This window comes from Sphingomonas sp. JUb134 (assembly GCF_004341505.2).
Classification (GTDB): domain Bacteria; phylum Pseudomonadota; class Alphaproteobacteria; order Sphingomonadales; family Sphingomonadaceae; genus Sphingomonas.
In genome coordinates, this window is the sequence record NZ_SLYP02000001.1 from 2,098,491 (window position 1) to 2,120,117 (window position 21,627).

General features: G+C 66.2%; 19 protein-coding genes. 2 read left to right on the forward strand and 17 right to left on the reverse strand.

The genetic code is table 11. The features are described 5' to 3' along the window. Nucleotides 1-49 precede the first annotated feature (49 nt). Nucleotides 50-1,153 carry an IS630 family transposase gene (locus tag EDF69_RS09785; protein ID WP_132884640.1) on the forward strand — a complete coding sequence of 368 codons (1,104 nt, stop codon included), beginning with the start codon at nt 50-52 and terminating at the stop codon, nt 1,151-1,153. A 59-nt stretch (nt 1,154-1,212) separates the two neighbouring features. Here the strand turns inward: EDF69_RS09785 and EDF69_RS09790 are convergent, their stop codons facing one another. From EDF69_RS09790 to EDF69_RS09845, 12 genes are all read right to left on the reverse strand, one after another. After that, entirely contained in the window at nt 1,213-2,118 is a 906-nt protein-coding gene (locus EDF69_RS09790; RefSeq protein WP_132883718.1) for a type IIL restriction-modification enzyme MmeI, read from the reverse strand. A gap of 56 nt (nt 2,119-2,174) precedes the next feature. Further along, complete coding sequence (locus EDF69_RS09795; RefSeq protein WP_132883719.1) at nt 2,175-2,987, reverse strand: hypothetical protein; 813 nt, start codon at nt 2,985-2,987, stop codon at nt 2,175-2,177. 5 nt (nt 2,988-2,992) lie between these two features. Beyond that, nucleotides 2,993-3,700 (reverse strand): hypothetical protein, encoded by a 708-nt coding sequence (locus tag EDF69_RS09800; protein ID WP_132883720.1) that lies wholly within the window; start codon nt 3,698-3,700, stop codon nt 2,993-2,995. A gap of 193 nt (nt 3,701-3,893) precedes the next feature. Then, on the reverse strand, nt 3,894-4,874 hold the full coding sequence (locus EDF69_RS09805) for a DUF7146 domain-containing protein (protein WP_132883721.1): 981 nt from the start codon (nt 4,872-4,874) through the stop codon (nt 3,894-3,896). Between the two features lie 207 nt (nt 4,875-5,081). Beyond that, complete coding sequence (locus EDF69_RS09810) at nt 5,082-5,657, reverse strand: hypothetical protein (protein ID WP_132883722.1); 576 nt, start codon at nt 5,655-5,657, stop codon at nt 5,082-5,084. Nucleotides 5,658-5,677: 20 nt separating this feature from the next. Continuing rightward, nucleotides 5,678-6,355 (reverse strand): hypothetical protein, encoded by a 678-nt coding sequence (locus EDF69_RS09815; RefSeq protein ID WP_132883723.1) that lies wholly within the window; start codon nt 6,353-6,355, stop codon nt 5,678-5,680. 50 nt (nt 6,356-6,405) lie between these two features. Further along, entirely contained in the window at nt 6,406-6,633 is a 228-nt protein-coding gene (locus tag EDF69_RS09820; protein WP_132883724.1) for a hypothetical protein, read from the reverse strand. 148 nt (nt 6,634-6,781) lie between these two features. Then, complete coding sequence (locus tag EDF69_RS09825) at nt 6,782-7,726, reverse strand: hypothetical protein (RefSeq protein WP_132883725.1); 945 nt, start codon at nt 7,724-7,726, stop codon at nt 6,782-6,784. Between the two features lie 70 nt (nt 7,727-7,796). After that, nucleotides 7,797-8,600 carry a hypothetical protein gene (locus tag EDF69_RS09830; RefSeq protein WP_132883726.1) on the reverse strand — a complete coding sequence of 268 codons (804 nt, stop codon included), beginning with the start codon at nt 8,598-8,600 and terminating at the stop codon, nt 7,797-7,799. 46 nt (nt 8,601-8,646) lie between these two features. After that, nucleotides 8,647-10,104, reverse strand: coding sequence for an integrase arm-type DNA-binding domain-containing protein (locus tag EDF69_RS09835; RefSeq protein WP_132883727.1), 1,458 nt, complete (start codon nt 10,102-10,104; stop codon nt 8,647-8,649). 220 nt (nt 10,105-10,324) lie between these two features. Then, nucleotides 10,325-11,557, reverse strand: a complete 1,233-nt coding sequence (locus EDF69_RS09840) for an FAD-dependent oxidoreductase (RefSeq protein ID WP_132883728.1) — start codon at nt 11,555-11,557, stop codon at nt 10,325-10,327. A gap of 78 nt (nt 11,558-11,635) precedes the next feature. Continuing rightward, a complete protein-coding gene (locus EDF69_RS09845) occupies nt 11,636-12,538 on the reverse strand; it encodes an ROK family protein (RefSeq protein WP_132883792.1) in 903 nt (300 codons plus the stop codon). Between the two features lie 372 nt (nt 12,539-12,910). Between EDF69_RS09845 and EDF69_RS09850 the strand changes: the two genes are divergently transcribed. Then, the gene (locus EDF69_RS09850) at nt 12,911-14,134 is read left to right on the forward strand and encodes an ROK family transcriptional regulator (protein WP_132883729.1); all 1,224 of its coding nucleotides are present in this window, start codon (nt 12,911-12,913) and stop codon (nt 14,132-14,134) included. On the opposite strand, the gene EDF69_RS09855 is transcribed toward EDF69_RS09850, so the two are convergent. From EDF69_RS09855 to EDF69_RS09875, 5 genes are all read right to left on the reverse strand, one after another. Continuing rightward, nucleotides 14,131-16,089 (reverse strand): beta-N-acetylglucosaminidase domain-containing protein, encoded by a 1,959-nt coding sequence (locus EDF69_RS09855; RefSeq protein ID WP_132883730.1) that lies wholly within the window; start codon nt 16,087-16,089, stop codon nt 14,131-14,133. The two genes, EDF69_RS09850 and EDF69_RS09855, sit on opposite strands and share 4 nt — an antisense overlap. Nucleotides 16,090-16,138: 49 nt before the next feature. Beyond that, complete coding sequence (locus tag EDF69_RS09860) at nt 16,139-16,414, reverse strand: hypothetical protein (protein WP_165890035.1); 276 nt, start codon at nt 16,412-16,414, stop codon at nt 16,139-16,141. Further along, nucleotides 16,411-17,532: an NADH:flavin oxidoreductase/NADH oxidase gene (locus EDF69_RS09865; protein ID WP_132883732.1), complete on the reverse strand. Its 1,122-nt coding sequence runs from the start codon at nt 17,530-17,532 to the stop codon at nt 16,411-16,413. The genes EDF69_RS09860 and EDF69_RS09865 overlap by 4 nt, the downstream gene beginning before the upstream one ends. A 10-nt stretch (nt 17,533-17,542) precedes the next feature. Beyond that, nucleotides 17,543-18,388, reverse strand: coding sequence for an oxidoreductase (locus EDF69_RS09870; RefSeq protein ID WP_132883733.1), 846 nt, complete (start codon nt 18,386-18,388; stop codon nt 17,543-17,545). Nucleotides 18,389-18,540: 152 nt separating this feature from the next. After that, on the reverse strand, nt 18,541-21,621 hold the full coding sequence (locus EDF69_RS09875) for a TonB-dependent receptor domain-containing protein (protein ID WP_239555416.1): 3,081 nt from the start codon (nt 21,619-21,621) through the stop codon (nt 18,541-18,543). Between the last annotated feature and the right edge of the window lie 6 nt (nt 21,622-21,627).

Here is a 21,627-nt window from a genome sequence, read left to right on the forward strand (position 1 = left end):
ACTGAAGTAAGTCGCATTGTATGCTGGCTCCGCTGATGAGGAGCTTGGCATGGCGAACGCGGGCGGCCGACCGACGATGCCTCTGGTGTTGGAGGCGGAGGAGCGGGACTATCTGGAGCGGCAGGTTCGCCGGCGGCGGGTGTCTCGCTCGATGTCGGAGCGGTGCCGTATTATCCTTCGCTGTGCGGACGGTATTCAGAGCAAGGTTGTCGCTGCTGAGTTGGGCGTGCACGAGCACACAGTCGGTAAGTGGCGACGGCGCTTCCTGAAGGACCGAGTTGAGGGACTGATGGACGAGGCTCGGCCCGGACGACCGAGAACGATCGACGATGATCAGGTTGCTGCCGTGATCGAGCGCACACTCCGCTCCACGCCAACTGACGCGACCCACTGGTCGATACGCTCGATGGCGGGTGCGACCGGCTTCTCCCACACGACGATCCGGCGCATCTGGTCGGCCTTTGGGCTGCAACCGCATCGGTCGGAGACGTTCAAGCTGTCGAGCGATCCCCTGTTCGTGGAAAAGGTCCGCGACATTGTCGGGCTCTATCTCTCCCCGCCTAACCGCGCGTTGGTGCTCAGCGTCGACGAGAAGAGCCAGATCCAGGCGCTCGATCGAGAGCAGCCGGTCCTGCCGATGATGCCAGGAGTACCCGAGCGGCGCACTCACAGTTACGTCCGTCACGGCACGACCTCGCTGTTCGCAGCGCTCGACATCGCTTCGGGGTTCGTGATCGGCAAATGCTACAAGCGTCATCGCGCCGCCGAGTTTCTGGACTTCCTTAAGCAGATCGACGCCCAGGTGCCGCCCGATCTCGATGTCCACATCATCATGGACAATTACGCGACCCACAAAACCGCGCTCGTCCGGGCCTGGCTCGCCCGCAGGCCGCACTATCATGTGCATTTCACGCCGACTTCGGCTTCGTGGATCAACCAGGTCGAGCGCTGGTTTGCCGAACTTACCCGCAAGCAACTGCGCCGCGGCGTCCATACCTCCACCAATCAGCTCGAGCAGGACATCCGTGCCTTCATCGAGCGCCACAACGAGAACCCGAAGCCCTACCGATGGACCAAGTCCGCCGACGAGATACTCGCCTCCGTAAAGCGCTTCTGCCAAGCCGCAGACCGTACGTTATGCGGCGAACTTTAGATTCAGGTGACTAGATTCGTGATCGAAGAACTCCCAGGCACCGCCGTCAACGGTTCGAGTCAGTTCGCGTTGGCCTGAACTGTGGCGCGCCGTCGGCGAACTAACGGCGCTGCGGCTTTCGCGGCGAGCGGTGCGTTCTCCCGCTCGTACAGGGCCATCAGATGTTCGACGCGGTGTCGATCCGACGCGAACGCCTCGCGGCGATACGCCTTGTCGACGGCTGCATCGAGTCGCCTGTGAGCCGACTTCAACTCCGGGGGCATGCCCAGCGGATCGTACAGGTGGGCAAGCGACGACGCTGGCTGCCAGCGCGCACGCTCATCGAGAACTGCAGTGGCGAGATTGGCGATGGTTGATGCCTGGTTGTCGTCGAGACGCGGCATGGGGAACGTGTTGTAGACGATGTCGATAGAGTAGCGCGGGTCGCTCTTCATCCGTCCGCCGATGAACTTGAGCCAAGCATTGTGCATGCGGGAGGTCAGCAGCCCGAACAGCACGGGGGTCGCATCCGGCACGATCCTCACGAGGCTGCTTGGCACGGTGGGAGGCTCGGCCCAGCCGATGGGGATGTATTCCCGGCGCTCGGAACTGGTCTCCGGCACAACGAGGAACGGCGTGGTCGGGCGAACGGTGACGTGGAAGCGGGTCGGGTACTGAGCCAGCTTCGCCCCGTCCGTGCTGCCTTCCTTGATACGCCGCTTGTTCTTACCTTCGATAAGACCGAGGCGGAAGTCGCGAACCTGGGAGATCACGTGTCGCACGTGCGGAAGCGATGCCAGCTCGTTGGGTGACAGGTTCTGGACCGAAAGCAGCCAACGCTCCTCGCCGTTGATGAACTCGTGACTGCCGATGAACGGCACGAACATGCCCTTCGAGGCAGGTTCGAGTTGCTCGAACCGGCGACGCTCCTCCGTCGTGAAGATGTAGAAGCCGCCACCCACCTGTATAGGCGCGTCCATTGACATGGAGAGCCCCGCGGCCGGGTCCGGTCGCGGGGCTCTCTGTCCACTAAAGGGCGGGATCAGGCAGGTAAGGGAATAGGTGGTGCGTTCGTCGTGTCGTCTTCGAGCGACGCCGCCATCACCATCAGCATCCTGTGCGTCAGCCTGTCGGCCGTGTCGCCCATCAGGAGTTCCGCCCAGTTCGCCCAGCGGTCGAGACGGAGCCCCAGCCATTCGTAAAAAGCATCGCGCTGTTCCTCGGTATTGAAGGTCAACGACCAGACCATCTGCATCATGGGAATGGCGCCGTTACCACGGCGGAATAGCACGACCGCCGGTCTGATGCCGATCTGCTTCCTGAAGAACGCGCGATCCCACTTCGCGGCCGCCTGCTCCAGTCGCGCCAGCCGTGCCTCGCGTTCCTCGGGCCCGAGCCCGAGTTCGCCCAGCTGTCGGATGGTCGCCACGCTGGGACGGGTGCTGCCGACGCTGGCGGGACGGGTAGCCGCCAGCATCTGGAGCACGGACATGCCGAATGCCATCGGCTTGTCGAAACCGCTCTTGCTGGCGCGGACGAACCCCTCGGCCCGCAGCCAGTGGACGTACCACCATGCGAAGTCGGTGTTGCCGCGGAACAGGTCGGTCGCCCGCTCCTGGTCGTGCAGGTCGCGACGCATCATGGCCGCGAGCACGGCATGCATCATCTCCAGGCGGGCGTCCGGCACTCGGCCATACTCCAGCTCGCCCTTGAGGTGCCCGACCCAGAAGGCTTCGCGGATGGTGGCCCATTCCATGCCGGTGTCGTCGTCGACGAACACCGGCGCAGCGTTGTGCCTCGGCTCGAGGCGGAGGTGGCTGCCCCAGGGCAGCTCATGATCATCGTTCCTCGGCATGGCGCTCAACCTCCCACCCGGCGGGGATCGTAGGCGGACACTGACGGCTGTTCCGACTGGACGGTTGTGTGGTCCACCCCATCTGCGATAGCCAGGAGCTGCGCTGCGAGACGGACGCATTCGCGGTAGACGAACGCCTCGTCGCGGTAGACCCGTTCGTTGACGCCGGCGGGCACGTCACGTCCCTGCAGGGGATTGCTGCCTCCCGGGATCACGTCACCGGCCTGGTCGCACGAGAAACCCAGCCACCACGCGTCATCGTGCTCCTTCCCTTCCTTGGTGAGTGGCCGCTGGGAATGAGAGGGGCGAGTGTCCACGTCTGTGACATGGCAGACGCTGGTCGATTCCGGCTCGTACTTCTGGCAGGCCGCCGCATAGTTGACTCCGCCGTGGGCACGGAGGTCGAGGCCGACGAGCGCGCCGGGCGTGACGCCGAACAGCGGATGGTCGGGACCTACGCCAACGAAACCCTCCCAGCACCCTGTCGAGCCCGAGCGCTTGATGATGCACCCGAGACCGCTCATGCGGTCAGTCCACGCGATCTTGTCCGCCTCGCCGTCCCACGGGCCACGGCTGCTGGGATGGACGGTGGGCACGTGAAACACGGCCTCGACCGGTACCAAGTCGGTGCCGCCATGCATGGGCCGGGTCACGTTGCGGGTGGGCTTGATGGCGGGCAGGTTCGTACCGCTGGTGTTCTTCTTCCTGGGCATGTTCGTATTCCTCATCGGCCCGGCATCGTTGCGCGGGCATGTCGTCGTTCTGGATGAATGGCGGTCCTGCCGCCTGGTCCGGGGCTCGGCGGCCCGCGTGCTCCTCCGAAGGCAAGGCGGTGGCGTCCGCCGACGGGAACGTGCCCGCCGACGTGGTAGGTGTCGGTCATGATGATGGTCTCCGGCGGGCGGCTCAGGCGTGGAGCAGCACCCACTCCTCGTTGAAGTCCTTGGCACCGCCATGCGGGAACAGTTCGCCGGTCTGGATTCCCTTGCGGCCGAGGGCCTCGCGCGCTGCCGCTACTGCCGCGCGGCCGGACTCGTCGGCGTCACCGCAGACCGTGACGTGCCAGATGCCGCGGGGCATCTCGACGTGCTGGAGGTTGGCGTCGCCGAATGCGGACCAGACGGTGGCGCCTGGAAACATCAGCCTGAGCGACAACGCGTCCTCGACCGCGCTCGCGAGCATGATCTTCGGCATGACGGGACCGAGACGCAGGGCTGTACCGCGCACGCGACCAAGGCTGAGCCTCGGCGAACCTCCACGCATCTTGCGACCCTCACGATCGAGGTAGGTACGCTGGATGCCGACGATCCTGCCGTCCGCGTCCTGGGCCCCAGCGATCATCGCCGAATGGCGCGGACCCGGGCTGCCGTCATCGTTCCAGTAGCGGGGGGTCCTCCCGAACCGAATGGTGCTCGGAACGGAGTACCCGATGGCCCTGCTCAGGAGGTAGGTTTCCGCCACCGTGCCGTCGACCGGCCCGGCCGTGCGCCACTCGTCGCGGGCGCGGGCGCGGTTGGCCGCCTTGGCGGCGGCGTCCGCCTTTCCGTCCGCGATCGTGACGGGCCGGGTCTCCGCCCCCGCCAGTGCCTTGCACGCTTCGGGAAAATCCACCTTCCTGAGGCGGGAGAACAGGTCGATGGTGTCGCCGTGCGCCGCACAGCCGTGGCAGAAGTACACGCCCTTGCTATCGTTCAGGAAGAAGCTGGCGGTGTTCTCGTCGTGGAAGGGGCAGAGACCCCTCATCTCGGTACCGACCTGGACGAGGTCAGTGGCTTCTGCCGCCACCTCGGCGATGGACACCTCCGCCTTCAGCTTCCCGGTGTCGATCGACCCGTCCGGTCTGACGTACCTGGCGGGCAGACCCGCGGTCCAAGCATTCGCTCTCATGTCATGATCCTTCTCGACTGCGCGTCATTCGCGACGCTCCCGGTGGATCGGCGGCCAAATTTCTTCGGCCATCCGCTTCCACCGTTCTTTCCTCGATCCACGGCAGCGCCGATCAGGCGTTGCCGGACTGCCCGGTTTGCGTTCCTCCGCGGGCTGGAACCGTGGTGGCGTCGATGATGACGACGCCGTTCGCGCTGCTGCCGACCGTCAACTTGCCCCGCGCCCTCTCTGGCGTGTCGTGTCCCGCAGGATGCTGCACCAGGTCTCGAGCGCCATGGCGGCGATCTCTGCCCTGACGCGGGGCGGCTGCACGCCGCGGTCGTACCGACCGAGCGCCGTTGCGGTCTCCGCCGGCGAACGGCCGGCGGCGCTGAGGGCCCGTTCGCCGGCGACCCTGATGCCGTGGAAGTTCCAGCCCTCTATCTCAATCGCGTCGGACACGGTGTCGGCGAGGTAATCCTGCAGCCGGTCCAGCCGGACGTATCTGGCCTCGAGGCGCTTCCCACGCCCGGCGGTTACCGCCTGACCTTTGCCCGACGCCGAGCCCGCCACTCGGAGAATGGTCGCCCTTGCGTCGCCGGGAAGAACGAGGATGCGGTTCCTGCCGCCCCGGGCCGGGATTTCGACGAACCCGGTTGCCCACTCGATCTTCTCGAGATCGATCGCGACGGCTTCCCACGGCAGGCACAGCGCCAGGATCGATACCTCCAGTACGGTGCCGTACGGCCCTCCGGCACTGCGGGCGGCGGCCAGCAGGCGCCTGACTGCCGTGATCGACGGCACGATTGGACTGCTTCCCGCCATCAGCCTGCTCGCCCCGGGCGGAACGGGGGCAACCCACTGCGACGGATGGGAGCGCGTGTCCCTCCGTCAATCAGCGCGAAGGGCGAGGGCGGCATCAGCCCGAGCCTGTACGACCACCAATCAGCTGCGGCGCGCTGATCGAAGAGCATCTGGGCTCGATCGATATCCGTGACGTGTCTGATGCCGAACCCCGCCTGCGCCATCGCGACATGATGGGCGATGCCATCGTCCGCCATGTTGGCGAACACGCTCTCGCGCAGCAGGCGGAATGACCACGCGAACGTGATCGGTTCCTCTTTGTCGGACGCTAGCAGCTCCCTGGCGTAGTCTTCCGTGTCCTTGTCGGCGGTGATGCCGCGCCCGAAACCGTCGTCCAGCAGCGGACCGTCATGACGATCGTAGAGCGCTGCAGCGATGGTCATCGCGGCATCGTGACCGAGCGCGACTTCGGCGATGAAGCCGGAGGGATCCTTGACGCGCAGCAGGCCCTGGTTCCTGTCGATCATCTCGATGGGGGCGCTGGCGATGGCGGCGGCGCTGCACGGGATCAGCGCCATGATCGCGGCCAGCTGGGCTGGCGGTTCTTGGCTGCGCGACGCGGTGCGCTGCAGCGCCGCGATTTGTTCGTTGTCGAGTAGGCACACGCGGGCGTGCGCCTCCTTGGAGACGTTCGGCATGTCCGGTCCTTTTTGATGGATCGGGGCGGACCGTGGTCCGCCCCCGCAGATCAGTTCGCGGCCCAGTGCTCGCTGGTGCTCGCCACGCGGTTCATCGCCTTGAAGCGGTTGAGGTCGCGGATGCTGTAACGGACCGAGCGTCCGATCTTATGATAGTGGCAGCCGCCACCATATACGCGTTGCTTGCGCAGCGTGCCCGGCTTCTGACCCAGGACGATGGCCGCCTCATGAGTGTCGACGAGGCGATCCTCGTCAAAGTAGTCGGCAACTTCCGACATGATGGTTCTCCGTCGCTGACCGACCGGAATTGATCGGCGACGAACCAGATATCGGCGTTCGAAAAGGAACGCGAAGCAGTCTGCGGACTAAATGACCCGAAACGCTGAAGATCCGTGGAGCTTCCGTGGAGCTTCCACCAAGGTTTGTTCAACCTGGACGTCGCTTTCCGAACCGGGCTCTCTTTCCGTCATCAGCGGCGATCGCGCGGGCTTTGGCTTCTTGGTAGCAGCGACCCAAAGCCCTTGCGCCGAAGACATCTTCTACCGCAGCTTCGAAGTCCTGGTTTTTGGCATTCTCGTAGTCGCCCGAGTCCATGAGGGAGATCAGGTAACGGGCGACCGCTTCCTTATCGATCTGACCACGATCGACTTGACGTTTGATGGTCCAAGGGGGGAGATCGTCCAAGGCAACGATTTGCACGTATGATCGACGTGCTGCTTCGATCAGCGCTCGATCCAGACCGATGCGCGAGACGAAGATGAGATGGTCGGGCTGGGCGTCTGCATCGAACGGCCGGGATAGGTTCAACGAGCAGGAAGCCACGCGCCGAATAGCTTGATCCGGATCGAGATCCCACCATTTTCGACCCGAGATCTCGACGGTTTCAGCTCCGCCGCCGAACGGACGCGCATGGCACTTGATCACTTCCTCGGCGGCTAGGCGGCAGAACACCGGAGTTATCCCGGCGATTGCTCGCCTCGCTCCGATACCGGTTTCCCAGTAGTCGGATCCAGCATCTATGATCCGCTCCCATTCGTCCCAGCTGATGACGTCCGGCTCGAGGATGCCGATCGACCAGTCGTCGGCGTGTGCACGCATGAGTGCGTCGAGCCGACGATGCACGGAGTAAATGGGGCGGCCGTCCTCCGTAAAGGCTTCCTCCGCAGGCACGATTTGTCCTGCGGGCTTGTTTCCCGCCTGAGAGAGGAAGAACTCAAGCCCGTCGGGATATGGTGCGCACACGTGGCGCGCCAACTTGTCCAGCACACCGGAAAGCATCTCCTTCATGGAGATATATTCGGTCGCGTGGCGCGCATGACGCGACCAGTCGAGCGAGGTCATCCATTCGTTGTGCAAGTCGCTACGACGCATCAGTCCCCCAAGACATGACGATAGCGGGACTGTTGCGGTGATCGCAACGGTCCCGCGTCGGAGTCGGGTGTCAGGCGGCTTTCTGGACGCCGACGTAGATGATGTCGGGGTTCTCGGGATCGATGGCGCGCCAGGCGGCATCGGTGAGGTGAGAGGGGAGGGACATGCCTGCGACCTCCTCGCACGCCGCACGGACGTGGTCGGGCCAGGGGTTTCGCAGGATGACGCCATCGTCGGCGGCCTGAACGGGGCCGAGCAGAAGCCACTCATCGCGGATGCCAGTGACCGGCTGGCCGCGATAGAACTTCGGCGCGATCAGCGACCCGTCTGCTGCCAGCATGCCTTCGGCAGGGTCCGGCACGCCTTCGTGCGCCGGTTCGTCGAAGTTGGCGAGGACCATCGGTTCGCCCGGCGCGATCTCGACGAGATCCCTGTCGAGCCGACGCACGCAGAGGTGCGACCATTCACCGCCGGTGGGGAGCTCGATCGTCCAGCACCACTCGATCATCGCGCCATGACGGCAGCCGAGCCAGGGATCGTCTATCTCGCCTTCAGGGGGGCGCTTGCCGTCACGATGGGCCCCATCGTGATCGAACCAGGTGCAGTCGGATGGGGACCAGACGATGCAGTAGCTCGCCTTGGACCAGCTCGCCTTCTTTTCGAAGGCGGCGATCACCGCTCTGCGGCCCTGAGCGGTGACGGCCCCTGTCCCGTCGAGAAAGCCGGGGCCGTGGAAGACGTAATGGCGGATCGCGACGTGCGACTGTGCCGGTTCGTTCGTGACGGACATGGCCCACCGCCGGTTCTGCCTGACGCCCCGGGTGATCACGTGCGGGTATTCACGGTATCCCGCGAGGGCGTCGGCCGTTTTCATCACAGTTCTCCTATTCGAAAGTGAATGGAGACGATGACGAACCTTCTCAATCCTTCCTCCGCCTGTTCCGCTTGCGATCTCCCGCAGACGCTTCGGCGCCCTTCTGATCGGCGCGCTTCGGCCAGCCCGCGCGGAAATCAGCCAAGCGCGTCACGCGCTCGGTCGGCGCCATCGGCGGGAGTTCGCGTCCGCCCGGCCAGGCCTTTGCGCCGGCCAGCTGCTGATCCACGTGATCGTTCCAGCGCTGCACCATGTCGCCGGCCTCCTGCACGAGCTGGGTGAGGATGTAGGTCGCGTCGAGCTCGTCACCATTGGTGTGGAGCAGCATCGCGTTGATGGTGTCCCGACTGAAGGAGAAGGGTGCTTCGGCGAGATCGGACGCGGGGATCTTCCTCGTGTCATGGATCGTGAAGTGCGAGAAGCGCTTCGAGGTGCCGTCACGCTGGTTGGCGAGCTCCATGCGGCGGTGGATAAGCGAGTCGAGCACGTCCTTCACCTGCGATCCCATCTCGACGGGTGCCGTGCCGTTCAGGGTGAATACCGGGCCGGTGCGCTTCGTGGGATCCGGCTGCTGACGAGCGATGATGTCGTACACCTGGTTCGGCAGCAGGATCAGGTGCGGTTTGCCGCTCTTGTTGCGCTCCGGCGGCAGGCGCCACTGGCGCTTGTCCATGTCGAGCTCCTCCCACGGCAGTTCGGCGATCTCCTCCTTCCGCTTGCCGAGCCGGATCAGCACCTCGACGACGTCGCCACGGGGATCACCGAGATCCCTCGCGGCTTCCAGCAGCCGCAGCCACTCCCAGTCGGTCAGGCGCCTGTCCCGCTTACCGGTCTTCGGAACGTCGAACACGTGGCCAGGCGTACGCAGGAACGCCGAGCGGTACACCCCGTCGTTGATGAGCGTCTTGAGACAGACCAGCCCCGAACGGACCATGGAGGGGCCCCGGGCGAACAGTTCCGCCTTGTATTTGTCCACGTCACTCGTGGTGAGCTTGTCGAGCCTCTTGTCGCCCAAGTGGGCCAACAGGTCGCGGCGGAAGACGGCGATCTGGCTAGCGCTCATGGGATCGTTGCCGGTACGTCGACGAGACACGTAATCCTCAAAGTAGGCGCTGATCAGCAGACCAACCTCAGCCGCAGCGGCGGCCGTCTCCGCCTTGCGCTTCGCGATGGGATCGCTGCCGGTCCGGACCTCGTGCGCGAGGGTCGAGGCGAACGTGCGTGCGCTTTCGACCGTGAACTCGCCGAGGGTGCCGAGCGTCGTACGTTGAGAGCGGCCACCCTTGAACCTATACTGGTAGACGAAGGTCGGGGTCCCTTCGCTCGTCTTATAGACGCCGAACCCCCTCACTTCGGTGTCCCACACGAACTTCTTGGTGCCGGACGCGGGGGAGTTGACGATCGGTTTGATCGTCGAAAGGCTGATACGCTTCTTGGTCAAGGTGAGCTCCTGAGTAACCGTGGAGCAATCTTGATGGCGGTACTCGGGGGTGCTTTCGACCACAGTGGTCTACAAGTGAAAATATACTAAGTCGCTGCTCTAGAACGATAATCTACCTACCGGAACGCCGGTCTACACCAGCGCCTCTTATCCCGATGAGGACGTTAGACAAGACTTCTTCCTACGAATCTGAGGGTCGGACGTTCGAATCGTTCCGGGCGCGCCATCGAAAGTCCTGCCAGGCATCAGCCCGGCAGGGCTTTTGTGTATCTGGCCGAAAGCGTCAGCCCTGTGCCAGCGCCTTGAGCGGCGTGCCCGTGTCGGCCAGGGCCGCGGGGTCCGCGATCGTTCCGGCCACCACCAGCATCCGGCCTTGCACATAGTCCCGCGTCGCGTTCACGCAGTCCAGCGCCACCACCCGCCCTTCGCGCAAATAGACCAGCGAGAAGCTGCGCGACGCCGGCTCCCCGCGCACGACCAGCGCGTCATGACCCGCGGACAGCCCGACCGTCTGCAGCTTCAGGTCATACTGGTTCGACCAGAACCACGGAACGGCATGATAGGGCGCGGGGTCGTCGAGGATCGCGCGCACCGCGGTGGTTGCCATGTCGTTCGCGTTCTGCACGGACTCGAGCCGGATGGGCAGCCCGTCGACAAAGGCGTTGGCGTGAAGCGCGCAGTCGCCGATCGCATAGATATGGGGCAGCGAAGTGCGGCAGTGCGCGTCGACCGCCACGCCATTGCCGCCCTCCGCGCCGGCTGCCAGCAGCGGATCCACCGCGGGGACGATGCCGATTCCGACGATCACCATCTCCGCCGGCAGTATCTCTCCGTCCGCCAGCCGCACGCCGGCCGCGCGGCCGTCCCGTTCCTCGATGCAGGCGACACGCACGCCCAGCCGGACGTCCACGCCATGGGCACGATGTTCCGCCTCGTAGAAGCGCGACAGCGGCTCCCCCGCGACGCGCGCGAGGACCCGGTCCTGCGCCTCCAGCACGGTCACCTGCTTACCGAGCTTCGACAGCACCGCCGCCGCTTCCAACCCAATATAGCCGCCGCCGATCACCACCACCTTCGCGGTCGTCGGCAGTTCGTGGATCAGCCGATCCACATCCGCGCGGCTGCGCACCGAGTGCACGCCGCCTAGGTCATGGCCGGTGCAGCTCAGCGACCGGGCATGGCCGCCCGCCGCCCAAATGAGCGTGCCATAGTGGATCGTCGTGCCATCGTCGCACGCAACGCTGCGCGCAGCCGGATCGACCGCCGTCACCCGCCGCCCGGTACGCATCGTCACCGCGCGTTCTTCCCAGAAGGCGGGCGGGCGGATCAGCAGCCGCTCGAACGGCTTTTCGCCGGCGAGATATTCCTTCGAGAGCGGGGGCCGCTCATAGGGCAGTTCCGGCTCCTCGCCGACGATGGCGATGGTGCCGGCGAACTTGCGCTGGCGCAGTGCGATCGCCGCCTGCGCCCCTCCGTGTCCGGCCCCCACGATCAGGATATCGAAGCGGTCGGTCACGGCAGAATTCTCCGGCTGGGTGCGAAGGCCGCCCTATAGCCCGGCCGACGCACTTTGGGAGGGGGCGGGCGCCCGCCGTCAGCCGGCGGTCGCTGCCACCGCGATCGCCCCCAGCGGACCCGCCAGGGCACCCAGTGCCGGTGCCACGATATACGGCCCGTCGGCGGGAAGCTGCATATAGCCGCCCAGGCTCTCCAGCAGCGCGGCTTCGATGCGGGCGTGGAGGTGCGGCTGTCCGGACAGCACGCCCCCGCCGATCGCGATGCGCAACGGCCCGGTCGTGCAGACGAGGTCGTGGCACATCAGCGTCAGCGCGGAGACGATCGGCTCCCACACCGGGTCGTCGCTCGCGACCTCGGCCACTGGCCGTCCACCCAGCCGCGCGACCAGCGCGGTGCCGGAGGCGAGCCCCTCGATGCAGTCCGGATGATAGCGGCAGACGCTCTTCAGCGTATCGGACGGCAGCCGCGGCACGCGCAGATGGCCGATCTCGCTGTGGCTGATGCCGCGCGTGGGGCGGCCATGCACGACCAGCCCGACCCCGACCCCGGTTCCCACCGTCACATAGGCGAAGTCCTCGAGGCCCTGGGCGCAGCCCCAGCGAATCTCCGCAAGCGCGGCGCCGTTGACGTCCGTGTCGAACGCCACCGGCACGCCGAAGGGGGCGGACAAGGTGCCCAGCACATCGGCGCCCGGCCAACCGGTCTTGTTCGTCGCCAGCACCTGACCATAGGTCGGCGAGAGCGGATTGATGTCGATCGGGCCGAAGGACGCGATGCCGATGGCGCGGAACCCGTGCGTCGCGTGCCACTCGGCCAGGATGGCGAGGATCGCGGGCAGTGTCTCCATCGGAAGCGTCGTCGGCACCGTACGCTGATCCAGGATCGCATCCGGCCCATGGGCGATCGTGCAGATGCACTTGGTGCCGCCAAGCTCGATCCCCACCAGCGGAAGCGCCGGGGCGGTGGGCGTGTCGGTCATCATGCGTCGGCGTTCCCTTGCTGTGTCATTCTGGGATGAGATGGTTGGCGCGCTGCCGCCATCAGGGTCAGCCGAAACATGGTTGATCTCTCCCCTTGCTGCCGTCGTTCCCCGTGACGTGCCACGGCGCCTACGCTGTCGTCCGAATTAGTACATCAAATATCTTAACTCAACGAGTCACGCCGGCGGCGACAATGAAGCTGTCCCAAGCCTTTGTCTTCTGAAAGGTTGTATCCCGCGCCGGGTGCGGCATTAATGCCATGTTATCGATCACAGCCGGCAGACCGGCGAGCAGGAGAGGCAGATGCGTCCAGGGGCGGTCCGGTGTCGGCATTGGGTCCAAACTACCGGCCGGAAAGAGGATCCGTTTGCATGATGGAGAACTCGCCTGGTGCCCGTCTGTCCGGAACCAACCTCGAGCGGGCTGCCGATCATAACCAGCGGGTGACGCTGCACGCGATCCGCGTCGGCGGCTCGCTGACGCGCGTGGACCTCGCCGGGATCACCGGGCTTACGCCGCCGGCCATTGCCAACATCACGCGGCGCCTGCTGCAGGATGGCCTGATTGAGGAAGCGGGCCAGCGGCGTGGCGGCCGCGGGCAGCCGCCGACGAAGCTCGTGGTCCGGCGCGATGCCTGTTATGCGATCGGCATCAACATCGACCGGGATCACATCACCATCGTGCTGGTCGACTTCTCCGGACGAATCCTCGCCCGGGTGTCGGAGGAAGTCGCGTTCGCGCTCCCTGATCACGTCCGCTCCCTCTATGTCCGCTCGATCGAGCGGATGCTGCAATCGGCCGACGTGCCCTCGTCCAAGCTGGTCGGCATCGGCGTGGCCGTGCCGGACGACCTGGAGCTGGTTGCGCTACCGGGGCGGCCTCCGGAATACGACGCCTGGAACGGCATCGACATGGCGTCGCTGTTCGCAGAGCCGTTCGACCTCCCGGTCTTTGTCGAGAATGATGCGGCGGCTGCGGCGAGCGGAGAGATGCAGCTGGGCCTTGGCCAGAAGTACAACAGCTTCTTCTACGTGCTGCTTTCGTCGGGGCTCGGCGGGGGTTTCGTGGTGGATGGGGCTTATGTCCGCGGCGCCAATGGGCGCAGTGGCGAACTCGGCTTCATGCTGGCACCGGACGGGAACGGCGGGCGTGAGACAGTGCAGACCCTGGTCTCCCTGTCAGGCCTGTCGCGGCATCTGGAGGCCGCCGGCTTCAGCCTGACGGACATCATGCACCGCACCGAGCTTGCGCCCGAGGTGCAGGCCTGTGTCGACGCGTGGATCGAGGCTGCGGCACGACGGCTGTGCACGCCGATGGCGGCGATCTGCTGCCTCATCAATCCGGCGACGGTGCTGGTAGGAGGGCGGCTCCCGACCGCCCTGGTGGAGCAGCTGGCAAGCCGGGTGAACGCCCTGATGGAGGATCAGGCCGACGTGCTTCCGGCCATCGCGCCGGTAGCGCGCGCCGCCCTTTCCGAGGACGCGCCTGCGGTCGGGGCGGCGGTGCTGCCGTTCAGTCACTTCCTGCTGCCCAAGCCCGGCGCCTTGTGGAAGACGCCGGCCCTGGTCGGGGGAGAGGCGGCGGCGGCGCTTTAGTCGCCAGCCGCCGCCGAACCCGGCACGTAGATCAGCGAGGGCGCCTCGGCCACGAACCGGTCGAGCACGCCGTCCGCGACCTTGATCGCTCCCTGCGGGCGCGTGGTGCCGGGGATCGTCTGCAACTTCTCCGCCTGGGCGGCGAGCGCCCGTGCCTGGGCGAAGAAGCCGCCCGCGCGCGGGCTGCCCTGGTTCGCGGCCGAAAGCCCGCTCGTGGTCGCCTGGAGCGAACGCCCCCACAGCTGGAGCGCATCGAGCCACGGCTGGCTCTGCGCGACGAATCCTTGGTCCGCCACACCGGCCCGGATCGTGTCGGAGGCGGTGGCAAGAGCGTCCGCCGTCGTCTTCAACCGCTCCAGAGCCGCCTCACGTGCAGGCGCATTGCCGCTGGTGATCGCATCGGTCACTTCGTCCAGCGTCGCCTTCAGTCGGGGCGCGGAGGGCTGCCAGGGCTGGCTGCCGAAGGTGGGGGCCAGGTGCTGCGCGTCGAAGAACACCATCAGCGCCTCGGTGGTGGCGGCATCGCCCGACGCCAGCATCCGTGCCGCCGCCTTCCAGGCCCGATCCGCATCATAGCCCCGGTCGTTCCACGCGAACGCGGCGCTGCCGAACACCGCGACGCGGCTCGGCGCCTCCTGGTTCATCGGGTTTGCCAGGATCCCGCTCAACTCGCCCGAAAGCCCCGCCTCGCGCCGCGCATAGGGTGCCATCAGCAGGCGTCCGGTGGATTCGCCATAATCGTTGACCGGATAATTGTCCCACAGCAGCGTCTTGCGGCCGAACGCCTTGGTTGCCGCCTTGGCGTCGCCGATGGAGATCGCCGGCGGCACCACGTCGGTGCCCGTCCACTGCACGAACACGGCAGGATCGACCTCCCGCAGCGCCGCCTTGTAGGGCGATTCGGTCGTGTTGAAATATTCCGTGGGCACGATCATCAGTTCGGCCTGGTCGCCGTCCTTGGTCTTCAGCCAGCGGTAGATGGTGTTCGACAGGTTCGCCTGCGCCAGGCCCGCCGCACGCTGGCCCGGCTCGCCCAGCGCCGCGCGATCCTCGTCGCAGTTCCACTTGGTATATTCGATGTCGTCGAACGCGATGTAGAAGGACCGCACGCCCATGGAGCGGAACACCTCGAACTTGCGCTGGAGCGCCTGCACGTCGGACGGCCGCGAGTAGCAGATCGAGGGACCCGGCGAGATCGCATAGGTGAAGCGGACGTGGTGACGCCGCGCCTGATCGATCAGCGTCTTCAGCGCGTCGAGCGTCGCCTGCGGATAGGCATCCCGCCACTTGTCGCGCGCGAAGGGGTCGTCCTTGGGGCTGTAGACGTACGTGTTCGCCTTCACGCTGCCCAGGAAGTCGAGATGCCGGGCGCGGTCCTCCATCGACCAGGGCGCGCCATAGAAGCCCTCGATCGTGCCCCGGATCGCCATCGCGGGGCGGTCGGCGATGGATACCGCCGGCATGGTCCCACGCGCGGTCAGCTGTCGCAGCGTCTGCGCCGCATAGTAGAGGCCGCCCGCGTCCTGCCCGGCGAGCACGACCAGCGTGCCGTCCCCGTGCGCATCGCTCAGCAAGGCATAGCCCTCGCGCTGATCCGGCAGCGTGCCGCCAAGGCGCGAGATGGCCGTGCGGACGGGAGCCGAACGGGCCGTGCCGATCACCACGACGGTGCCGCCCGATTTCGCCGGGAGGGCGCGGGCGGTTCCGACCTTCTCCACACCGGCAGCGGCCAGTGCGCTGCGGACCAGCGTCAGCGTTTCCGCATCCGCCGTATCCGCGCCCACGATCGTCGCTTCCTTGCCAAGCTCCAGCGCTGCGCCCGTCAGGCGCATCGAAACCGGCTGCGGGAAAACCGCAGGAAGCGTCCCTTGGGGCGCAGCCGATGCGGCAGCCGGAAGCAGCGCGGCGGCTGCGGTGGCGAGGAAGATCGATCGGGGGAGGCGGGTCTGAGGCACTTTGGTCTCCGAATGGTCACCAAAAGGTCTCAGATCATGCCGCCCCTGTCTAGGGGGCGGGTGCCTCCAGCGCGCGCCTTTGCTCTTCCCCCTGTTCCGGGCCGCCCTCGGCCCGAAGCTTTGCCGCGGCGGCGCTGCGAACCAGCACCGCCGTCGACAGGAGGATCGAGGAGACGAGACCGCCGATCGCGAGCAACCCGGCCGGCGTCACCTCCACCGTCGCGCGCAGTCCCCGGCGCCGGCCCAGCTTCACGAACACGGCCGCGCGCTGGGGGCTGTTCGCCAGTGCCTGCGGCGCGGCGGGCGGGTTGCTCTCCACGATCATGACTCCGCGCTTTCCTGGAAATCGAACAGCGCGCGGTATTGGCGCGGCTGCGAGCGGAGATACTGGTTGGCGGCGCGCACCCGCGTCCCCAGGTGCGCGGCTGCATGCCACGGCCAGCGCGGATCGTAGAGGATGGTGCGGGCAAGGCCGACGAAGTCCGCGTCGCCGGTGCCCACGATTGCCTCGGCCTGTTCGAAATCGGTGATCAGCCCGACCGCCACGACCTGGAGACCGGTCGCCTGCTTCACTGCCCGGGCGAGCGGCACCTGATAGTTCGGACCCACCGGGATCTGCTGGCGCGGATCGAGGCCGCCGCTCGACACATGGATCAGCCCGCAGCCGCGCGCCTCCAGCGCCTTGGCAAAGGCGATCGTCTGCTCCGCGTCCCAGCCGCCCTCGACCCAGTCGGTGCCGGACACCCGCACCGTCACCGGCTTGTCCGCCGGGAAAGCGGCGCGCACTGCGTCATAGACTTCCAGCGGGAACCGCATGCGGTTCTCCAGGCTGCCGCCGTAGTCGTCGGTGCGCTGGTTGGAGAGCGGCGACAGGAACTGGTGCAGCAGATAGCCGTGCGCCGCGTGGATCTGGATCGCGTCGATCCCCAGCCGGTCGGCGCGCCGCGCGGCATCGGCAAAGGCGTCGCGCACCCGGTCCATGCCGGCGCGATCGAGCGCGGTCGGCGCATTCTCATGCGTCTCGAACGGGAGGGCCGAGGCGGAGACGGTCTGCCAACCATTCGCATCGTCCGGCGGCAGCTGCGCACCGCCCTTCCACGGCACCTCCGTCGATGCCTTGCGGCCGGCGTGGGCGAGCTGGATTGCGATCGGCATCGACGAGTGACGGCGGATGCTCTCCAGCGTGCGCGCCATCGCCGCCTCCGTCGCGTCGTCCCACAGGCCGACGTCGGCATAGGTGATGCGTCCTTCCGGCACGACGGCGGTCGCCTCGATCGTGAGCAGCCCGGCGCCGGACAGCGCCAGCTGCCCCAGGTGGATCTGGTGCCAGTCGGTCATGCAACCGTCGACCGCGCAATATTGGCACATCGGCGCGATGACGATGCGGTTGTCCATCTTCAGCGAACCCAGGGTCGCCGGCTTGAAAAGGGCTGGGGTGGTCATGGGAACTCCGTCAGGCGTCGGGAAAGTCGGTGGCGAGGCTGATGTCGCGATAGCGTTCGATCTCGGCGAGCCGCTCCTTGAGCCGCGCGATTACGGCGTCGTGGCCGAAGCGGCCGAGCACCAGGTGGCGCGGCGGGTCGGGCTGCTCGGAAAGGGCGATCATCGCGTCGGCGGCGCGGGCCGGGTCACCGGCCTGTGTGCCGCTCACCCCGCGGGTATCGTCCATCCGCTTGCCGGCGGTTTCCGCATAGTCGGCGATGCGGCTGGGCGTCTGGCGCAGCGAGCGGCCGGCCCAGTCGGTACGGAACGGCCCTGGCTCGATGCAGGTCACGTGGATGCCGAGCGGTGCGACCTCGGCCCGCAGCGTATCGGACCAGCCTTCGACCGCATGCTTGGACGCGGCATAATAGCCCGAGGCCGGAAAGCCGATCAGCCCCGCGACCGAGGTGATGTTGAGGATGCGGCCGCTGCGCTGCGCGCGCAGGATCGGCAGCACGGCGCGGGTGAGCGCGAACAGGCCAAAGACGTTGGCATCGAACTGGGCGCGGATCTCCGCCTCTTCGCCCTCCTCGATGCTGCTCTGATAGCCATAGCCGGCGTTGTTCACGAGCACGTCGATGCGCCCGAACTTGTCCTCCGCGGCGTTCACTGCGGTTGCGATTTGGGCCGCGTCGGTGACGTCCAGAGCCAAGGCCAGTGCGCGATCCTCGCGGTCTTCGACCAGATCGGCCACGCTGTCGCGGTTGCGTGCCGTTACTACCGCTCGCCAGCCGCGCTCGAGCACGCGGGTTGCGAGTTCGCGACCGAAGCCGGTGGAACAGCCGGTGATGAACCAGACGGGGGAGGATGGGGGCATGTGGGCGTCCGCGTCGGGGAGGGGACCCGGTAGGTAGGCACCAGCGCCCGTACCGCAACCGGCACCCCACGAACCGCGCGCGCAAAAAAAGGGCCCGTGCTCGAAAGAGCACGGGCCCAGTTCATGGGAACTTGAATTCCGGATGGACGGGATCAGAAGTTGATCGTCGCTCCGACCGCGATCTGGCGACCCAGAATGTCGTAGCGCGAGGAGATCGTGTTGTTCCGGAACAGGCCCGTTACGTCGCGCGAGTTCGGGAACACCGGCGGCGACTTGTCGAGGAGGTTGTTCGCAGCCACCCGCCACGAGAACTGCTCATTCACGCGGAACGCCAGCGCCAGGTCGAAGTAGCTGATCGCCTTGACCTCATAGAAGGTCGTGCGGGTCGCGCCGGGCGTCCAGCCGAGGTTCGTGTCGCCGGAGTTGGACACGTTCGTCAGCGGGCCCAGGTAGCGCCAGTTGAGCGACGCGCTGAACACACCGTCGTCGGTGGTGTAGGTGCCGCGCAGGTTGTGCGTCCACTTCGGGATGAACTGGCCGCAGCCGGCGCCACCATAATAGCCCACGCAGTTGCGCTTGTTGAGCGTCGGCGCGTCCTGTGCGCCCAGCAGCGTGGTCAGCGAGCCCGAGAAGTCGAAGTCGAGCTTGCCGGCCGAACCCATGCGCAGCGCATACTGGCCCTGAAAGTCCCAGCCGTACGACTTGCTCTTGTAGTAGTTGGTGGTGCCCCTGCGAACATAGCCGCTCTGCGCGTTGGTGTTGGTCGGGCTGAAGAGGGTGCCATCCGCGTTGCGCACGAACATCGAGCAGAAGAAGTCGTTGCCGCTCGACAGGCATCCGTCGCGGAAGAAGTCGTAGTTATTGTAGCCGATCGAGTCGTCGAGATCGATCATGTAGCGGTCGACTGACACGGTCAGGCCGGGCAGGAACCGCGGCTTCAGCACGATGCCGAACGTCTTGGTATAGGCCGTTTCCGGATCGACGGTGAAGCCGCCGCTGCGCGTGGTGCAGCCGACATCCGTCGGGCAGAGCAGCGTCTCGCTGCCGTAGAGATTGTCGGCCAAACCGGTGGCGGCGCAGACTTCACGCGACGCCTGCGGGGCACCAAAGATCGGCTCCCGCTGGCCGGTCGTCGGGTTGGTCGTGTAACCGGTGATCGTCGGCGCGCAGAAGTCGTTGAACGCCTGCGGATCAATGCGCTCGTAGTTGCTGTCGCTCGCCTGGAACGCCTCGACCACGGTCGGTGCCCGCTGCGCGCGGTTCATGGATGCGCGCAAGGTGATGTCCGGGATCGGCGCCCAGATCGCTTCCGCCTTCCAGGTGGTGAACGCCTTGGGGTTGGTGCTGTACTTCGACACGCGGAACGCCCCGTTGAGCTGCAGCAGGTCTGCGAACGGCTTGTTCTCGGCAATCGGCACCTGGACTTCGACGTTCCCTTCCCAGACATTCTGCGAAAGGTTCTGGTCGGTGAAGCTGCGCTGCGCGCGCCAGACATCGTCGGCGGTGGAGTCGAGCTGATCCTCGCGATACTCGGCGCCGAACGCAATCGCCACGCCCTGCTCGGCCCACGGGCTAGTGATGCCGTGCTGGCCCAGATCGCCCTGAATGGTCGCGATGGCATTGTAGAGCGTGTTGACCGTCTTCTGGGTGCCGTATCCGCCGACCATCAGATAATCGAACAGCGCCTGGTTGTTGACCGGCGAGTTCGCGGCGAACGGGTTGAAGGGCAGGCAGCCGTCGCTTGTGTTTTTGCAGGTGACCGTGCCGTTGTTGCTGACCACGTCGAGCGCGTTGTTGACGCGATCGAAGTTCGGCATGCCCCAGGTCGTGTTCAACTGGTTGCGCGCGTACACGCCGCCGACGTCGTAGCTCCAACCCTCAGCGATCGCACCGCGCACACCCCCGCTGATGCGAAGACCCTTGTTCAGATAGGTGTCACTGATCGGGGCCACGCCGTTGGCGCGATACCGCAGATCGACCGGGGTCGTCGCGGACGTACCGGCGGCGCCACCGCAGAAGATCTGCGCCTGCGCGGGCGACATATACGGGTTGTCGCAACGTACGGTGTACTTGAGCGGGACGCCGGCATCATCGGCACCGTAGTTCGAGGGCGCCAAAATGCGCGCCGGGTACGGGTTGGACGACTTGTCTCGGAACCACATCGTGCTCGCGTAGACTTCCGCTGCGGGCGAGATTTCGAAAGACGCGAAGCCGCCTGCATTCCACCGCTTGTTTGCGCGCTGGAGAGCGGTGCCGTCGTACAGATTGGCCGCATAGGTTTCGGAGTACGGCAGCAGCGTACCCGAACCGTTCGGGTTGTTCACATAGGTGCTGCCGGCGTTCGCGCCTGCGCCCGGCGAAAGGTAGCCGAAGGGCGTATAGGCCGAGGTGGCGCAGCCGAGCGCGCCATCCTTCACTGGCTGCGTGAGCTCGCAGGCTGCGAACTCGCGGTCCGTCATCTGCACCATCTCGGCTTCGCGGTAGTTGACGTAGCCGGAGATATGGAAGCGATCGTCGAACAGCTTCTTGCCGGCCGTGATCGAAACGTCGGTGCGGCCGCCGTCAAAGGCATTGCCGCGTGCCGGCTGCGCGAAGTTGTAGCCGTTGGCGACCTCGGTCGCCAGGCCCGGCTTGTTGTTGTGCGCGTAGAAGTTGTAGTTGCCGTTGATCTGCACGCCTTCGAAGTCATCGTCGAGGACGAAGTTCACGACGCCCGCGATCGCGTCCGAACCATAGACGGCCGATGCGCCGCCGGTCAGAACGTCGACGCGCTTGATCAGCGAGGTCGGGATCATGTTCGCGTCGAGGCCGTTCACCGTGCCCAGGCGCTTGCCGTCGACCAGGACGAGCGTGCGCTCGAAGCCCAGGTTGCGCAACTTGATGCGCTGGCGGCCGTCGGAGTCCGCGTAGTTCTGCTGGCTGTCGGGGGCGACCTGCGGGATGCGGTTGAGCACTTCCTCGATGTTCACCGCCGCCTGCGCACGGATGGACTCCGAGGTGACCGAGGTGATCGGCGCTGCTGCGGTGACGTTCGGGCGGCTGATGCGCGAGCCGGTGACGACGATGGCGCCGCCGCTGTCGGCAGGGGCCTCTTCATTCGCCTGGGGCGCTTCGAGCGCAGAGTCGGTCGCAACCGGGCCACCGGTGACATTGGCTTCCTGAGCCATCGCCGGCATCGCTGCAACGCCCGCGATACAGGTGGATGCCAGCAACAAACGCGTCATCGTCTTCATCAATCG

Excerpts from the sequence above, each read along its gene's own strand:
- EDF69_RS09785 (WP_132884640.1), top strand. The coding sequence starts at position 50 with ATGGCGAACGCGGGCGGCCGACCGACGATGCCTCTGGTGTTGGAGGCG.
- EDF69_RS09790 (WP_132883718.1), bottom strand. The coding sequence starts at position 2,118 with ATGTCAATGGACGCGCCTATACAGGTGGGTGGCGGCTTCTACATCTTC.
- EDF69_RS09795 (WP_132883719.1), bottom strand. The coding sequence starts at position 2,987 with ATGCCGAGGAACGATGATCATGAGCTGCCCTGGGGCAGCCACCTCCGC.
- EDF69_RS09800 (WP_132883720.1), bottom strand. The coding sequence starts at position 3,700 with ATGCCCAGGAAGAAGAACACCAGCGGTACGAACCTGCCCGCCATCAAG.
- EDF69_RS09805 (WP_132883721.1), bottom strand. The coding sequence starts at position 4,874 with ATGAGAGCGAATGCTTGGACCGCGGGTCTGCCCGCCAGGTACGTCAGA.
- EDF69_RS09815 (WP_132883723.1), bottom strand. The coding sequence starts at position 6,355 with ATGCCGAACGTCTCCAAGGAGGCGCACGCCCGCGTGTGCCTACTCGAC.
- EDF69_RS09820 (WP_132883724.1), bottom strand. The coding sequence starts at position 6,633 with ATGTCGGAAGTTGCCGACTACTTTGACGAGGATCGCCTCGTCGACACT.
- EDF69_RS09825 (WP_132883725.1), bottom strand. The coding sequence starts at position 7,726 with ATGCGTCGTAGCGACTTGCACAACGAATGGATGACCTCGCTCGACTGG.
- EDF69_RS09830 (WP_132883726.1), bottom strand. The coding sequence starts at position 8,600 with ATGAAAACGGCCGACGCCCTCGCGGGATACCGTGAATACCCGCACGTG.
- EDF69_RS09845 (WP_132883792.1), bottom strand. The coding sequence starts at position 12,538 with ATGACCGACACGCCCACCGCCCCGGCGCTTCCGCTGGTGGGGATCGAG.
- EDF69_RS09850 (WP_132883729.1), top strand. The coding sequence starts at position 12,911 with ATGATGGAGAACTCGCCTGGTGCCCGTCTGTCCGGAACCAACCTCGAG.
- EDF69_RS09860 (WP_165890035.1), bottom strand. The coding sequence starts at position 16,414 with ATGATCGTGGAGAGCAACCCGCCCGCCGCGCCGCAGGCACTGGCGAAC.
- EDF69_RS09865 (WP_132883732.1), bottom strand. The coding sequence starts at position 17,532 with ATGACCACCCCAGCCCTTTTCAAGCCGGCGACCCTGGGTTCGCTGAAG.
- EDF69_RS09870 (WP_132883733.1), bottom strand. The coding sequence starts at position 18,388 with ATGCCCCCATCCTCCCCCGTCTGGTTCATCACCGGCTGTTCCACCGGC.
- EDF69_RS09875 (WP_239555416.1), bottom strand. The coding sequence starts at position 21,621 with ATGAAGACGATGACGCGTTTGTTGCTGGCATCCACCTGTATCGCGGGC.